This is a genomic window from Lelliottia sp. 489 (assembly GCF_050435885.1).
GTDB classification, from domain to species: Bacteria; Pseudomonadota; Gammaproteobacteria; order Enterobacterales; family Enterobacteriaceae; genus Enterobacter; species Enterobacter nimipressuralis.
Genome location: NZ_JBNDLC010000001.1, coordinates 109,822 through 125,106 on the forward strand (window position 1 = coordinate 109,822; position 15,285 = coordinate 125,106).

Here is a 15,285-nt window from a genome sequence, read left to right on the forward strand (position 1 = left end):
GGATTACCATGAGTTTTGAAGGAAAAATCGCGCTGGTAACGGGCGCAAGCCGCGGTATCGGACGTGCAATTGCTGAGACCCTGGTCGCGCGTGGCGCGAAAGTCATTGGTACTGCGACCAGTGAGAAGGGCGCTCAGGCGATTAGCGACTATTTAGGTGCGAACGGTAAAGGTCTGATGCTGAATGTGACCGATGCTGCATCTATCGAATCTGTTCTGGAAAATATTCGCGCAGAGTTTGGCGAAGTGGATATTCTGGTAAATAATGCCGGTATCACTCGCGACAACTTACTGATGCGAATGAAAGACGACGAGTGGGACGATATCATCGAAACCAACCTGTCATCTGTATTCCGTCTGTCAAAAGCGGTAATGCGAGCTATGATGAAAAAGCGTCATGGCCGTATTATCACTATCGGTTCTGTGGTTGGTACCATGGGAAATGCTGGTCAGGCCAACTACGCTGCGGCGAAAGCGGGTCTGATTGGGTTCAGTAAATCGCTGGCGCGCGAAATCGCGTCACGCGGGATTACTGTAAACGTTGTTGCTCCGGGCTTTATTGAAACGGACATGACGCGTGCGCTATCTGACGATCAGCGTGCGGGTATTCTGGCGCAGGTTCCTGCGGGTCGCCTCGGTGGCGCTCAGGAAATCGCCAGCGCGGTTGCATTTTTAGCCTCTGACGAAGCGAGTTACATCACTGGTGAGACTCTCCACGTCAACGGCGGGATGTACATGGTTTAACCACGATCGAAAATATTTGCGTTATTAGGGCGAATGGCCTCAAAATAACGTAAAATCGTGGTAAGACCTGCCGGGATTTAGTTGCAAATTTTTCAACATTTTATACACTACGAAAACCATCGCGAAAGCGAGTTTTGATAGGAAATTTAAGAGTATGAGCACTATCGAAGAACGCGTTAAGAAAATTATCGGCGAGCAGCTGGGCGTTAAGCAGGAAGAAGTTGTGAACTCCGCATCCTTCGTTGAAGACCTGGGCGCAGATTCTCTTGACACCGTTGAGCTGGTAATGGCTCTGGAAGAAGAGTTTGATACTGAGATTCCGGACGAAGAAGCTGAGAAAATCACCACCGTTCAGGCTGCCATTGATTACATCAACGGTCACCAGGCGTAAGTGAACATCTCCAGGCGGTCATTCGACCGCCTGAGTTTTATCTTTTTTAGTCCCACGAATCCTTTTTTTTATCCCTCCCTGGAGGACAAACGTGTCTAAGCGTCGTGTAGTTGTGACCGGACTTGGCATGTTGTCTCCTGTCGGCAATACCGTAGAGTCCACCTGGAAAGCTCTCCTTGCCGGTCAGAGCGGCATCAGCCTAATCGACCATTTCGATACTAGCGCCTATGCAACGAAATTTGCTGGCTTAGTAAAGGATTTTAACTGTGAAGAGATCATCTCGCGCAAAGAACAGCGCAAGATGGATGCCTTCATTCAATATGGAATTGTCGCTGGCGTTCAGGCCATGCAGGATTCTGGCCTTGAGATTACGGAAGAGAACGCAACCCGCATTGGCGCCGCTATTGGCTCCGGGATTGGCGGCCTTGGCCTGATCGAGGAAAACCACACCTCTCTGGTGAATGGTGGCCCGCGTAAGATCAGCCCATTCTTCGTTCCGTCCACGATTGTTAACATGGTGGCTGGTCACTTGACCATCATGTTTGGCCTCCGTGGCCCAAGCATTTCTATCGCAACTGCCTGTACGTCTGGTGTGCATAACATCGGTCAGGCCGCGCGTATCATTGCTTATGGTGATGCAGACGCTATGGTTGCCGGTGGTGCTGAAAAAGCCAGTACTCCGCTGGGCGTTGGTGGTTTCGGTGCGGCGCGCGCGCTGTCTACCCGTAACGACAATCCTCAGGCTGCGAGCCGTCCGTGGGACAAAGACCGTGATGGTTTTGTTCTGGGCGATGGTGCTGGCATGATCGTACTTGAAGAGTACGAACACGCGAAAAAGCGTGGCGCGAAAATTTATGCAGAAATCGTTGGTTTCGGCATGAGCAGCGATGCCTATCACATGACCTCTCCGCCGGAAGATGGCGCGGGTGCGGCACTGGCGATGGTGAACGCGATTCGCGACGCAGGTCTCGAGCCGGGCCAGATTGGCTATGTTAACGCCCACGGCACCTCGACGCCTGCAGGCGATAAAGCAGAAGCGCAGGCCGTTAAGTCTGTATTTGGTGATGCTGCCAGCCGTATTATGGTCAGTTCCACCAAATCCATGACCGGTCACCTGCTGGGTGCTGCAGGTGCAGTAGAGTCCATCTACTCCATCCTGGCCCTGCGCGATCAGGCTGTTCCGCCAACTATCAACCTGGATAACCCAGATGACGGTTGCGATCTGGACTTCGTTCCACACGAAGCGCGCCAGGTTAGCGGTCTGGAGTACACGCTGTGTAACTCCTTCGGCTTCGGTGGTACCAATGGTTCTCTGATCTTCAAAAAGATCTAAGTTCCGCTGCCCGGTTGCGATAAATGAAAAGGTCCGCTTGTCGGGCCTTTTTTATTCGGTTTTCTTCCCTTGTCCTGCATTATTCATCCTGCCAAACTATCGGGTCACGAAAAAGGAGCCTCCATGTTCTTAATCAATGGCCAGCAGCAGGATTATCTTCCCGCGAGCGACAGGGCGACCCAGTTTGGCGATGGCTGCTTCACTACGGCACGCATTGCTGAAGGCGAGGTCTGTCTGCTCGCCGCACATCTTCAGCGTCTGCAAATGGCCTGCGAAAAGTTGCTGATCCCGTTTACTCACTGGGCAGAGCTTCAGCGTGAAATGATCGACCTGGCTAAAGGCAACCCTCGCGGCGTGCTAAAAGTGATTATCAGCCGGGGGGCGGGAGGACGCGGCTATAGCGGGGCAAGTTGCCTGAACCCCACTCGAATCCTCTCTGTTTCAGCTTATCCCACGCACTACGACGTATGGCGTCGCGACGGCATCAGCCTGGCGCTCAGCCCGATTCGCCTGGGCCGTAATCCCTCGCTTGCAGGGATAAAACATCTCAACCGACTTGAGCAGGTGCTGATCCGCGCTCATCTTGAACAGTCAGACGCCGATGAGGCGCTGGTTCTTGACAGCGAAGGTCTCATTACGGAATGCTGTGCGGCCAATTTACTGTGGCGACAGGGTAATGAAGTATTCACGCCAAAGATGGATCAGGCCGGTGTGAATGGCATCATGCGACAGTTTTGTTTGCAGCATCTGGCACACTCCGGTTTTCGCGTTGTCGAAGTTCACGCAGGCGAAGAGGCACTGCGGGATGCCGATGAGGTCGTCATCTGTAATGCGTTAATGCCCGTCGTGCCGGTTCGAGCTTATGCCCAGAAGCAATGGTCGTCGCGTGAGTTGTACTCGTTTTTAGCCCCACTGTGTGAGCAAACAAGATAGTCATGAAAAAAATGTTGCGCTTTGTCCTCCTCCTTATCGTCGTAATGGCTATTGCTGGCGGCGTGGGAGTCTGGAAAGTTCGTCAGATGGCGAACAGTCACATTCTGATTAAAGAAGAGACCGTATTCACGCTGAAAGCGGGTACCGGGCGCCTGGCGCTGGGCGATCAGCTTTACGGCGATAAAATCATTAACCGCCCACGGGTATTCCAGTGGCTGCTGCGTCTTGAGCCAGAGCTTTCGCATTTTAAAGCGGGGACCTACCGCTTTACGCCGGGCATGACGGTACGTGAAATGCTTGAACTGCTGGAAAGCGGCAAAGAGGCGCAATTCCCGCTGCGATTCGTCGAAGGCATGCGCCTGAGCGACTATCTCAAACAGCTGCGCGACGCGCCCTACATCAGCCATACGCTGAAAGATGACCAGTACGCGACCGTCGCCGAGGTGCTGAAGCTCGAGCACCCCGAGTGGGTGGAGGGCTGGTTCTGGCCTGATACCTGGATGTATACCGCAGGCACTACGGACGTCGCCATTCTCAAGCGCGCACACAAAAAAATGGTTACCGCCGTTGAGAAAGCGTGGGAAGGGCGCGCGGAAGGTCTGCCGTATAAAGATCAAAATCAGTTTGTCACCATGGCCTCGATTGTCGAAAAAGAGACGGCCGTCGCCAGTGAGCGCGATCAGGTGGCGTCGGTCTTTATCAATCGTCTGCGCATCGGCATGCGGCTGCAAACGGACCCGACGGTGATTTATGGAATGGGTGAGAACTACGCCGGGAAGATAAGCCGTAAGGATCTGGAAACGCCAACGGCGTATAATACCTACGTGATTAGCGGTTTGCCGCCAGGCCCAATCGCGACGCCGAGCCAGGCATCACTTGATGCCGCCGCACATCCGGCGCACACACCGTATCTCTATTTTGTGGCTGACGGAAAAGGGGGGCATACCTTTAACACCAACCTTGCCAGCCATAATCGCTCTGTTCAGGACTATCTGAAGGCACTTAAGGAAAAAAATGCGCAGTAATTACATCGTCATAGAGGGGCTGGAAGGCGCCGGGAAAACCACCGCACGTAACGTGGTGGTCGACACACTGAAAGAGCTGGGCATCGGGGAGATGGTTTTCACCCGCGAGCCGGGCGGGACTGTGCTTGCCGAGAAGCTGAGAAGCCTGGTGCTGGACATCAAATCCGTCGGGGACGAAGTGATTTGCGATAAAGCCGAAGTGCTGATGTTTTACGCCGCCCGCGTGCAACTGGTCGAAACGGTGATCAAACCGGCGCTGGCAGAAGGGCGCTGGGTGATTGGTGATCGTCACGATCTCTCGACCCAGGCCTATCAGGGCGGTGGGCGCGGTATCGATCAAGCTATGCTTGCAACGCTGCGCGATGCCGTGCTGGGCGATTTCCGCCCCAATCTGACGTTGTATCTGGACGTCACCCCAGCCGTGGGCCTGAAACGCGCCCGCGCGCGCGGTGAACTGGATCGTATTGAGCAAGAGTCGCTGGATTTCTTTAACCGCACCCGTGCGCGCTATCTTGAACTGGCCGCGCAGGACAGCTCGATTCGTACCATTGATGCGACCCAATCCCTTGAGGATGTCACCCGTTCGATCCGCGAAACGGTCACTGCGTGGGTACAGGAGCAGCAGGCATGAAATGGTACCCATGGCTGCGTCCGCACTTTGATCAGCTGATTAGCAGCTATCAGTCCGGTCGGGGGCATCATGCGTTACTGATTCAGTCGTTACCCGGCATGGGTGATGACGCCCTGATTTATGCGATTACGCGTTTTCTGATGTGTCAGCAGCCGGAAGGCAGTAAAAGCTGTGGCAAATGCCGCGGCTGCCAGCTGATGCAGGCGGGGACGCACCCGGACTACTACACGCTGGAGCCGGAGAAGGGCAAAAGCTCGCTCGGGATTGATGCGGTGCGTGAAGTCAGCGAAAAGCTGTATGAACATGCCCGTCTCGGCGGGGCGAAAGTGGTTTGGCTGAAGGATGCGGCGCTGCTGACTGAAGCTGCCGCGAATGCGCTGCTCAAAACGCTGGAAGAACCACCGGTGAACACCTGGTTCTTCATGTCCTGCCGTGAGCCGGGCCGATTACTGGCCACATTGCGCAGCCGTTGCCGACTTCACCACCTCGCCGCACCCCAGGAATCATGGGCGTTAAGCTGGCTTGAGCGGGAAGTGACGGTGTCACAAGATGCAGCGTTAACCGCGCTGCGCCTGAGCAGTGGCGCACCTGCCGCCGCCCTCGAACTGCTGCAAAAAGAGACCTGGGCACAGCGAGTGCAGCTTTGCGATGCCCTGAGCGGCACGCTGGAGAGCCGGGACTGGCTCAGCCTGCTAAGCGTGCTGAACCACGAGCAGGCGCCCGCACGGCTGTACTGGCTGGCATCCCTGCTACTGGACGCCCTCAAATTACAGCAAGGCGCACAGCTACTGAGCAATACCGACGTCTGGCCGCTGGTCAATACGCTGGCGAATCAGCTGTCGGGGGCCATACTGCGTGCGATCTTCCACGACGTCAGCGTGTGCCGCGAACAACTCTTAACCGTAACCGGCGTGAATCGCGAGCTGTTACTCACGGATCTGTTACTGCGTACGGAACATTACCTGCAACCAGGCACACAGCTGCCTGCTTCCCATCTCTGAGAGAGACATCATGTTTTTAGTCGACTCACACTGCCATCTCGATGGCCTGGATTATCAATCACTGCATAAAGACGTAGACGACGTACTGGCGAAAGCTGCCGCCCGCGATGTGAAATTCTGTCTGGCGGTCGCCACCACTTTACCGGGATACCGCGCAATGCGCGATTTGGTGGGTGAGCGCGATAACGTGGCCTTTTCCTGCGGCGTGCATCCGCTCAATCAGGATGAAGAGTATAACGTTGAGGATCTGCGCCGTATGGCAGCGGAAGAGGGCGTGGTCGCGTTGGGTGAAACCGGTCTGGACTATTTTTACACGCCGGAAACGAAATCCCGCCAGCAGGCGTCCTTTCGCAACCACATCCGCATCGGACGCGAGCTGAACAAGCCGGTTATCGTCCATACCCGCGATGCGCGCGCCGATACGCTGGCGATCCTGCAGGAAGAAAAGGTGACGGATTGCGGTGGCGTACTACACTGTTTCACAGAAGACAGAGAAACAGCGGGCAAGCTGCTTGATTTAGGGTTTTATATCTCGTTTTCCGGGATCGTGACGTTCCGTAATGCTGAACAGCTGCGTGATGCCGCGCGTTATGTGCCTCTCGACCGCATTCTGGTGGAAACAGATTCTCCTTATCTGGCACCGGTGCCGCATCGCGGTAAAGAGAACCAGCCAGCCATGACGAGAGATGTGGCCGAGTACATGGCCGTCCTGAAGGGCGTCAGCCTCGAAGCGTTGGCACGTGCCACCACGGAAAACTTCGCTAATTTGTTCCACATCGCCCCCGCCCGCCTGCAATCTGTTTGAAACACCTGTTTTTTTTAGGCTCGTAATTAATAAACAAAGCGAGTAAAGTTCACCGCCTTATTTAGGGCGGTGACGGTGTTTTTAGACATATCTGGAAATGCTTTTTGTAAATTACTGAAAGTTTTTCGATCGTCTGAGGCTGAAACGTGATAGCCGTCAAACAAAGTCACAGGGATTTATTTTACTCTGTGTAATAAATAAAGGGCGCTTAGATGTCCTGTCCACGGCGCGGTTCTCCCCCCGTGCCCATGCGTGAAAGCGTAAAAAAAGCACAAATACTCAGGAGCACTCTCAATTATGTTTAAGAATGCATTTGCTAACCTGCAAAAGGTCGGTAAATCGCTGATGCTGCCAGTATCCGTACTGCCTATCGCAGGTATCCTGCTGGGCGTCGGTTCTGCAAACTTCAGCTGGCTGCCAGCCGTAGTTTCACACGTGATGGCCGAAGCAGGCGGTTCTGTTTTTGCTAACATGCCGCTGATCTTCGCTATCGGTGTCGCTCTGGGCTTCACCAATAACGATGGTGTATCTGCTCTGGCTGCGGTTGTTGCTTACGGCATCATGGTGAAAACCATGGCTGTGGTTGCGCCACTGGTTCTGCATTTACCTGCTGAAGAGATCGCAGCAAAACACCTGGCGGATACCGGTGTTCTCGGCGGTATCATCTCCGGTGCTATTGCAGCCTACATGTTTAACCGCTTCTATCGCATCAAGCTGCCTGAGTATCTGGGCTTCTTCGCGGGCAAGCGCTTCGTACCGATCATCTCTGGTCTGGCTGCGATCTTCATGGGCGTTGTGCTGTCCTTCATCTGGCCTCCGATTGGTACGGCTATCCAGACCTTCTCTCAGTGGGCTGCATACCAGAACCCGGTTGTCGCGTTCGGTATCTACGGTTTCGTTGAGCGCTGCCTGGTACCATTTGGTCTGCACCACATCTGGAACGTTCCATTCCAGATGCAGATTGGTGAATATACCAACGCCGCAGGTCAGGTATTCCACGGTGATATCCCACGTTACATGGCAGGTGACCCAACTGCAGGCAAACTGTCTGGCGGCTTCCTGTTCAAAATGTACGGTCTGCCGGCTGCTGCGATTGCTATCTGGCACTCTGCTAAACCAGAGAACCGTGCAAAAGTGGGCGGTATCATGATCTCCGCAGCGCTGACCTCGTTCCTGACCGGTATCACCGAGCCGATCGAGTTCTCCTTCATGTTCGTTGCGCCGATCCTGTACGTTATCCACGCGATTCTGGCAGGCCTGGCATTCCCAATCTGTATCCTGCTGGGTATGCGTGACGGTACATCCTTCTCGCACGGTCTGATCGACTTTATCGTTCTGTCCGGTAACAGCAGCAAACTGTGGCTGTTCCCAATCGTTGGTGCGTGCTACGCAGTGGCGTACTACACCATCTTCCGCGTGCTGATCAAAGCACTGGACCTGAAAACGCCAGGTCGTGAAGATTCTACTGACGATGCGAAAGCGACCTCTACCAGCGAAATGGCTCCTGCTCTGATTGCAGCATTCGGCGGCAAAGAAAACATCACTAACCTGGACGCGTGTATCACTCGTCTGCGTGTGAGCGTTGCTGACGTGGCTAAAGTTGACCAGCAGGGTCTGAAAAAACTGGGCGCAGCGGGCGTTGTTGTTGCAGGTTCGGGTGTTCAGGCAATCTTCGGAACTAAATCCGATAACCTGAAAACCGAAATGGATGAATACATCCGCAGCAACTAAGTTGTGACCTGGGGAGACTAAGGCAGCCGAATGGCTGCCTTTTTTATTGGCCAGCCTACGCTCCCTGGCGTTGCGTTTACCGGGCGTATGGGATGTGTAGATCGGGTAAGCGTAAGCGCCACCCAACGTTTATCCCGATAAAAAAGGGAGCCTTTCGGCTCCCTTCGTATTCACGGCTAAATCACGGCGAACTTAGAAACTGTAGCTTCCGCTCACAGAGAAGTTACGCGGTGCGCCATAGACTCCGTAGGTGCCCAGGTAATCGTAATACTCTTCGTCAAACACGTTGTTCAGGTTGCCCTGAACCGAGAAGTTTTTGGTGACCTGATAGCGGGTAAAGAGATCGACTACGGTATAGCCGTCCTGAGTAATCTGCTTCACGCCGTTCGGGCCGTTATCGATATCCTGCCAGGTTTTGTTCTGCCAGCGAGCGCCACCGCCCACGGTCAGCTCAGGCAGCATGGGCAGCTGGTAGCGCGTAAACAGTTTCAGTGATGTACGCGGCTGGCCAGGGTTTACTGCGGCGCCATTCTCATCATCTGCAATGTAACGGCTTCCACCGAAGGTCAGCTGCCAGTTATCGGTCAACGCACCGTTCAGTTCGAATTCGATACCTTTACTGACGGTACCATCCACAGATTTATACGCCGACTGGCCGCCGGAGCCTGGGATCGTCGTTCCGGTATTAACGGCCACGTTGTCCTGCTCGATACGGAAGACAGCAACCGTCGCGGTCAGACGGGTATTGAACCAGTCGCCTTTCACACCGGCTTCATAGCTCTTACCGGTGGTCGGATCGATAAACTTGCTGTTGATATCGCGCTGGCCAGTTGGCTGGAAGATAGAGGTATAGCTCCCGTAGACCGACCAGGTATCGTCGATGTCATAGATCAGGCCCGCGTATGGCGTGACGTCATCGAACTTCGCGTTGCGGATTTCGTCCGGTTGACGCTCCAGGTTGTACTTCGCGCTCCACTCGGTGTATCGCGCGCCGAGAATCAGGTGCAGCGGATCGGCCAGTGACAGGCGGGTGGCGCCATAGACTGATTTCTGGCGGATGACATCACGCTGATAGAGCGAGAAGCCGGACCAGCTCGGGTCAGCCAGTTTGCCGTTGTAATCGTAAATGCTGCCGACATCCATCAGGCCATAGTTATCGTTAACCGGATAGGAGTTGTCATAGTTATTGCGTTGGCGGCTGTAGCTGCCGCCAAACATGACTTCGTGCTGACGGCCCAGCAGCTCATAGCCGCCGCGCACAAACGCATCCACAGAGTCCTGTTTACGTTCGCCACGGTTCCAGCCGCCCCAGGCTCCGTACCAGCTGGAGGCATCGTACAGGCCGGTTGTTTTATCCGGATAGCCGTCGATGTACATCAGCTTGCTGTCAAAATTAGTTTCCGCATGCATAGCGTTAACTTTGGCTTCCCAGCCGTTATCAAAGCGCTGCGTCAGGTTAGCGAAGACCTTGGTGGAGTCGTTATTGGAGTAGGTCCAGTCGGCCGCCGTGTTAAAGCCGCGACGGAAATCGGTTTTGCTGCCATCGCTGAACATGGACGGGAAACCGCCCCAGGTCGGGCTGTCCTCTTCGCTCTTCTGGTAGTCATAGCCCAGGGAGAGGGTGGTTGAGTCCGTAATGTCTGCGTCGAGGATCCCGGAGACAAATTTCTTACGGTAGTGGTTACGTTCAACCCAGGAGTCGCGGTCTTCGTAACCAGCGATCACGCGCCCGCGCACATTGCCGGATTCCGTCAGCGGTGCCTGCAGATCCATCACGTAACGCTGTTTGTCCCAGCTGCCGTAGGTGGCGGAGACGTTGCCTTTGAACTCTTTGCTGTCGGCGTGTTTACGCACCATGTTGACGTAGGCAGATGGGTTACCCGTTCCGCTCATCAGGCCGGCTGCGCCGCGCACCACTTCGATTTTGTCGAAAATGGCCGTGTCGCCTGCGGTATCACCAAAATTCCAGCGGTTATCGAGGAAAGTGGGCATATCTTCATAGGCAAAGTTGCTGATGAAGAAACCGCGAGAATAGAAGTTGGTACGGCTGGTATCGATGCGAGACGCACTCACACCGACGGTGTTATCGAGCACCGCGCCAATGGTGTTCAGCTCCTGATCCTGCATACGCTGCTGGCTCATGACGCTGACCGACTGGGGAATATCACGCGGAACCAGCAGTAATTTGGTGCCGGTCGTGGTGGTTTTGACGCTGTAATCCTTATCCTGCGTGCTATTCTGGTCTTGCGCGTTATCAGCCCCGTCAACGACAACGGTATCTTCTGGATTCGTTTCAGCGAAACTTGCGGTCGGCATCAATGCCATAGCAATACAGGCTGCCAGCAACGAAGGTGTTGCGACAGACTGACGTTGCCCATCCCTGGTGTGATTAATGAAAGACATTATCAAACCCTTTCTGAGTGAATGGTAATTTTTTGCCCCAGTCCCGATAACGGTCGGAGGTCATTTCTATGTTGAAAATGCGCATGAAAATGCAAATGCGAAATATACGCATTTGATTTAACCGTGTAAACAGATGTAACCATTGCCACTGAAATTATGTTTCAGTTCATTCCGGGGGGTGAATGGTCAATCAGCGACCATCCATTGGACGTTAAAGAAAGAAATAACGGGATAAGGTTGAAAGCACAGGAGAAACTCGCTCATACTCTTGTGTTGTGTCACGGGCAATTGCCGTATGTCTGCCTTTGCCGGTCACGCCACGCCAGATTAAACCAAAAAGGAAAACGTCATGGCTGAAGAAACCATTTTCAGTAAAATTATCCGCCGTGAAATCCCGTCGGATATCGTGTATCAGGATGAACTGGTCACTGCTTTCCGCGACATTTCGCCTCAGGCTCCGACACACATCCTTATTATCCCCAATATTCTGATTCCGACCGTTAATGACGTGAAAACTGAGCATGAAGTAGCATTAGGCCGTATGCTGACGGTAGCAGCGAAAATTGCTGAGCAGGAAGGGATTGCCGAAGACGGATACCGTCTGATCATGAACTGCAATCGTCATGGTGGGCAGGAAGTTTATCATATTCACATGCATCTGCTGGGCGGTCGTCCGCTGGGTCCGATGCTGGCGCATAAAGGTCTTTAACATGCAAAGAGGGCGTATCGCTGTTCTGCTCCTGGCGATGGTAATGGCGGGCTGTAGCTCGCGTCCCGCGATCCCGGTCAGCGACGAACAGACGCTGGTGATGGAGTCGTCGGTACTGGCTGCGGGCATCACCGCAGAAGCACCGTCGCTGACGGTCAGTGAAATTCAGCCGTCGGCGTCCTCTACGCTCTATAACGAACGACATGAGCCTGTCACCGTCCACTATCGGTTTTACTGGTATGACGTAAGAGGCCTCGAGATGCATCCACTTGAAGCGCCGCGCAGCGTCGTTATTCCGGCGAATTCGTCGGTCACGCTTTATGGCAGCGCTAATTATCTGGGTGCGCATAAGGTCAGACTTTATCTTTATTTGTAAGGGGTGAACCTTGATTAAGAATTTGGGCCGTTACGCGCTCGTTACCGCTTTTGCGCTCTTCCTGTCGGGATGTATCACCCGTACGGAACAGCAACCCGCGCCCGTTGATGAGGCCAAACCGGGCACTGAACAACCAGTGACCCCGACGGAGCCGGTTCCAACGGTGCCGTCCGTGCCAACCATTCCTGAACAGCCTGGGCCGATTGAACATCCGGATCAAACCTCGCAGCCTGCGCCACGCGTTCGCCACTATGACTGGAACGGCGCGATGCAGCCGATGGTCGGCAAAATGCTGCAGGCACAGGGTGTTACCGCAGGCAGCGTGCTGCTGGTGGACAGCGTGAACAACCGCACCAACGGTTCGCTGAATGCCGGTGAAGCCACCGAAACCCTGCGCAATGCGCTGGCGAATAACGGCAAGTTTACGCTGGTCTCCGTGCAGCAACTGTCGGTTGCGAAGCAGCAACTGGGCCTGTCACCGCAGGACAGTCTGGGCTCGCGCAGCAAAGCGATTGGTATCGCCCGTAACGTTGGCGCGCAGTATGTGCTCTATTCCAACGCCACCGGCAACGTCAATACGCCAGCCCTGCAAATGCAGCTGATGTTGGTTCAAACGGGTGAGATTATCTGGTCAGGTAAAGGTGCCGTTACACAACAATAACGTCACGCGCGAAACAATCGTTTCGCGCTACTTCCCTCAGTATCGCCTTGTCGCGCCGCAAACCCACGCCGGGTTTAGCGGCGCGAGTTGCATTATTGAACAGGGCGAGCGCCGTCTGGTGTTACGTCTGCGCCACGATGCGAGCGGGCCCGCGTTCTGTTTTCGCCGTCAATACCACGCTTTGCGCCGTCTGCCTGCCGATCTGGTGCCAAAGCCGCACTGCTTTCATCGCGACTGGATGGCTGTGGAGTATCTTGTGGGCGAGATCAAAAGCGAGCTTCCGGATACCCAAATCCTCGCAGGCATACTGTATTATCTGCATCGGCAATCCCGTCTGGGCTGGCGAATTACCCTGTTACCGCTGCTCGATGCCTACTGGCAAGGGGCCGATCCTGTCAGACGCACGCCGTTCTGGCTGGCTACGCTAAAACGTCTGCGTCAGCGCGGCGAACCGCAGCCCCTGCGACTGGTGCCGCTGCATATGGACGTTCATGCCGGAAACATTGTGCATACGCCAGCAGGCGAGCGGCTGATCGACTGGGAATATGCCGGTGATGGCGACGTAGGGCTTGAGCTGGCGTCCATATGGATGCCGACGGAAAATGCCCGCCAGGAGTTTATCGATGTCTACGCCAAAACGGCGAACATCGATGCGCATCACCTGAAAAAGCAGGTGCAGCGCTGGCGGCCCTGGGTACTGATGATGATGGCCGGGTGGTTTGAATTACGCTTTCAGCAATCAGCTGACAAACAATTTATCGCGCTGGCAGATGACGTCTGGCGTCAGTTACAAACTAAAGGATAAGAGAGGTTCGTGTGGGTCCAGTAATGTTGGATGTCGAAGGGTATGAACTGGATGCGGAAGAGCGCGATATTCTGGCGCATCCGCTGGTGGGTGGGCTCATTCTGTTTACCCGCAACTATCACGATCCCGCGCAGCTGCGCGAGCTGGTGCGTCAGATCCGTGCGGCGTCCCGTAACCATCTGGTGGTGGCGGTCGATCAGGAAGGCGGACGCGTCCAGCGTTTTCGCGAGGGCTTTACCCGTCTGCCGGCGGCGCAATCTTTTGCTGCACTGCTGGGAACGGAGCAGGGCGGTAAGCTGGCGCAGGATGCAGGCTGGCTGATGGCGAGCGAAATGATCGCCATGGATATTGATATCAGCTTTGCGCCGGTGCTGGATGTCGGGCACATCAGCGCGGCGATTGGCGAGCGTTCTTATCATGAAGATCCGCAGATCGCTCTGGCGATGGCAACACGTTTTATCGACGGAATGCACGACGCCGGTATGAAAACCACCGGGAAACACTTCCCGGGGCACGGCGCTGTGACGGCGGATTCCCACAAAGAGACGCCGCGCGATCCGCGCCCTGAGGCGGAAATCCGCGCCAAAGATATGTCCGTTTTCCGTTCGCTCATTACTGACAACAAACTCGACGCCATCATGCCCGCGCATGTGATTTACAGCGACGTCGATCCGCGTCCGGCCAGCGGCTCTGCGCACTGGCTGAAAACCGTGTTACGTCAGGAGCTGGGCTTTAACGGCGTGATTTTCTCCGACGATCTGTCGATGGAAGGCGCTGCCATTATGGGCAGCTATGCCGAGCGCGGTCAGGCGTCGCTGGATGCGGGTTGCGATATGATCCTGGTCTGCAATAATCGTAAAGGGGCGGTTAGCGTGTTAGATAACCTGTCGCCGATCAATGCTGAACGTGTTACACAATTGTATCATAAAGGTTCATTTAGCCGTCAGGAGCTGATGAGCTCGGCTCGCTGGAAGACGGTGAACGCTGAGCTTGAAGCACTCAATGAGCGCTGGCAGGCACACAAAGCAGGTCAATAACCCCCTCCTGGAAGGCGTCGTGTCGTGAGGAAACAATGATCATTTATTTGCATGGTTTTGATTCGAACAGTCCTGGTAATCATGAGAAAGTGCTGCAACTGCAGTTCATCGACCCGGACGTGCGGCTGATTAGCTACAGCACGCGCCATCCGAAACACGATATGGCGCATCTGCTCAAAGAAGTGGACAAGATGCTGCAGCTCAACGTCGACGATCGCCCGCTGATTTGCGGTGTGGGTCTCGGCGGCTATTGGGCAGAGCGGATCGGCTTTCTCTGCGATATTCGCCAGGTGGTATTCAATCCGAATTTGTTCCCTAACGAGAACATGGAAGGCAAGATCGACCGCCCGGAAGAGTACGTGGATATCGCCACCAAATGCGTCAGTAACTTCCGCGAGAAGAACCGCGACCGCTGCATGGCGATCCTCTCCCGCAACGACGAGGCGCTGGATAACCATCGCGCGGCGGAGCTGCTGCACCACTATTATGAAATTGTCTGGGACGAAGAGCAGAGCCACAAATTCAAAAATATTTCTCCGCATCTTCAGCGCATCAAAGCCTTCAAGACCTTGGGCTAACCCCCCCCCTCTGATCGACTCCAGGCCCGGCCGCGCAAGCGAGCCGGGCTTTGTCTTTTGCTACAATTGTACAAATTTAAATCATCAAAACTTGATTCATATCAATTTTGGTATGACCAATGC

The 15,285-nt window shown here is 54.7% G+C and carries 16 protein-coding genes; 15 read left to right on the top strand and 1 reads right to left on the bottom strand.

Features of this window, described 5'->3' with window-relative positions; all coding sequences use genetic code 11:
• The first annotated feature begins 8 nt into the window (after positions 1–8).
• The 9 genes from fabG (at position 9) to ptsG (ending at position 8,593) form a co-directional block, all read left to right on the top strand.
• The gene (gene fabG / locus ABIE11_RS00600) at positions 9–743 is read left to right on the top strand and encodes a 3-oxoacyl-ACP reductase FabG (RefSeq protein ID WP_100780584.1); all 735 of its coding nucleotides are present in this window, start codon (positions 9–11) and stop codon (positions 741–743) included.
• A 154-nt stretch (positions 744–897) separates the two neighbouring features.
• The gene (gene acpP, locus ABIE11_RS00605; RefSeq protein ID WP_003857954.1) at positions 898–1,134 is read left to right on the top strand and encodes an acyl carrier protein; all 237 of its coding nucleotides are present in this window, start codon (positions 898–900) and stop codon (positions 1,132–1,134) included.
• Between the two features lie 91 nt (positions 1,135–1,225).
• Positions 1,226–2,467, top strand: a complete 1,242-nt coding sequence (fabF, locus tag ABIE11_RS00610) for a beta-ketoacyl-ACP synthase II (protein ID WP_100780583.1) — start codon at positions 1,226–1,228, stop codon at positions 2,465–2,467.
• Between the two features lie 123 nt (positions 2,468–2,590).
• Entirely contained in the window at positions 2,591–3,400 is an 810-nt protein-coding gene (gene pabC / locus ABIE11_RS00615; RefSeq protein ID WP_429183540.1) for an aminodeoxychorismate lyase, read from the top strand.
• Between the two features lie 2 nt (positions 3,401–3,402).
• Positions 3,403–4,425 (top strand): cell division protein YceG, encoded by a 1,023-nt coding sequence (gene yceG, locus ABIE11_RS00620; protein ID WP_100780581.1) that lies wholly within the window; start codon positions 3,403–3,405, stop codon positions 4,423–4,425.
• Positions 4,415–5,056 (top strand): dTMP kinase, encoded by a 642-nt coding sequence (gene tmk, locus ABIE11_RS00625; protein WP_100780580.1) that lies wholly within the window; start codon positions 4,415–4,417, stop codon positions 5,054–5,056. The genes yceG and tmk overlap by 11 nt, the downstream gene beginning before the upstream one ends.
• Positions 5,053–6,057: a DNA polymerase III subunit delta' gene (gene holB, locus ABIE11_RS00630; RefSeq protein WP_429183542.1), complete on the top strand. Its 1,005-nt coding sequence runs from the start codon at positions 5,053–5,055 to the stop codon at positions 6,055–6,057. The genes tmk and holB overlap by 4 nt, the downstream gene beginning before the upstream one ends.
• 10 nt (positions 6,058–6,067) lie before the next feature.
• Positions 6,068–6,862, top strand: coding sequence for a metal-dependent hydrolase (locus ABIE11_RS00635; protein ID WP_429183544.1), 795 nt, complete (start codon positions 6,068–6,070; stop codon positions 6,860–6,862).
• Positions 6,863–7,159: 297 nt separating this feature from the next.
• A complete protein-coding gene (gene ptsG, locus ABIE11_RS00640; RefSeq protein ID WP_100780577.1) occupies positions 7,160–8,593 on the top strand; it encodes a PTS glucose transporter subunit IIBC in 1,434 nt (477 codons plus the stop codon).
• A 192-nt stretch (positions 8,594–8,785) separates the two neighbouring features.
• Here ptsG and fhuE read toward each other — a convergent pair whose 3' ends face one another.
• On the bottom strand, positions 8,786–10,996 hold the full coding sequence (fhuE, locus tag ABIE11_RS00645; RefSeq protein ID WP_429183545.1) for a ferric-rhodotorulic acid/ferric-coprogen receptor FhuE: 2,211 nt from the start codon (positions 10,994–10,996) through the stop codon (positions 8,786–8,788).
• A gap of 349 nt (positions 10,997–11,345) precedes the next feature.
• Here fhuE and hinT point away from each other — a divergent pair, with 349 nt between their 5' ends.
• From hinT to ycfP, 6 genes are read left to right on the top strand one after another with little or no spacing between them, the layout of a single operon-like run.
• Positions 11,346–11,705 carry a purine nucleoside phosphoramidase gene (hinT, locus tag ABIE11_RS00650; protein ID WP_006809243.1) on the top strand — a complete coding sequence of 120 codons (360 nt, stop codon included), beginning with the start codon at positions 11,346–11,348 and terminating at the stop codon, positions 11,703–11,705.
• 1 nt (position 11,706) lies between these two features.
• Complete coding sequence (locus tag ABIE11_RS00655) at positions 11,707–12,081, top strand: YcfL family protein (protein ID WP_100780575.1); 375 nt, start codon at positions 11,707–11,709, stop codon at positions 12,079–12,081.
• 10 nt (positions 12,082–12,091) lie between these two features.
• On the top strand, positions 12,092–12,742 hold the full coding sequence (lpoB, locus tag ABIE11_RS00660) for a penicillin-binding protein activator LpoB (protein ID WP_100780574.1): 651 nt from the start codon (positions 12,092–12,094) through the stop codon (positions 12,740–12,742).
• Positions 12,723–13,547 carry a thiamine kinase gene (gene thiK / locus ABIE11_RS00665; RefSeq protein WP_429183547.1) on the top strand — a complete coding sequence of 275 codons (825 nt, stop codon included), beginning with the start codon at positions 12,723–12,725 and terminating at the stop codon, positions 13,545–13,547. The genes lpoB and thiK overlap by 20 nt, the downstream gene beginning before the upstream one ends.
• Positions 13,548–13,558: 11 nt before the next feature.
• On the top strand, positions 13,559–14,584 hold the full coding sequence (gene nagZ / locus ABIE11_RS00670; RefSeq protein ID WP_102103453.1) for a beta-N-acetylhexosaminidase: 1,026 nt from the start codon (positions 13,559–13,561) through the stop codon (positions 14,582–14,584).
• Between the two features lie 35 nt (positions 14,585–14,619).
• Entirely contained in the window at positions 14,620–15,162 is a 543-nt protein-coding gene (gene ycfP, locus ABIE11_RS00675) for an alpha/beta hydrolase YcfP (RefSeq protein WP_181827618.1), read from the top strand.
• Positions 15,163–15,285 lie beyond the last annotated feature (123 nt).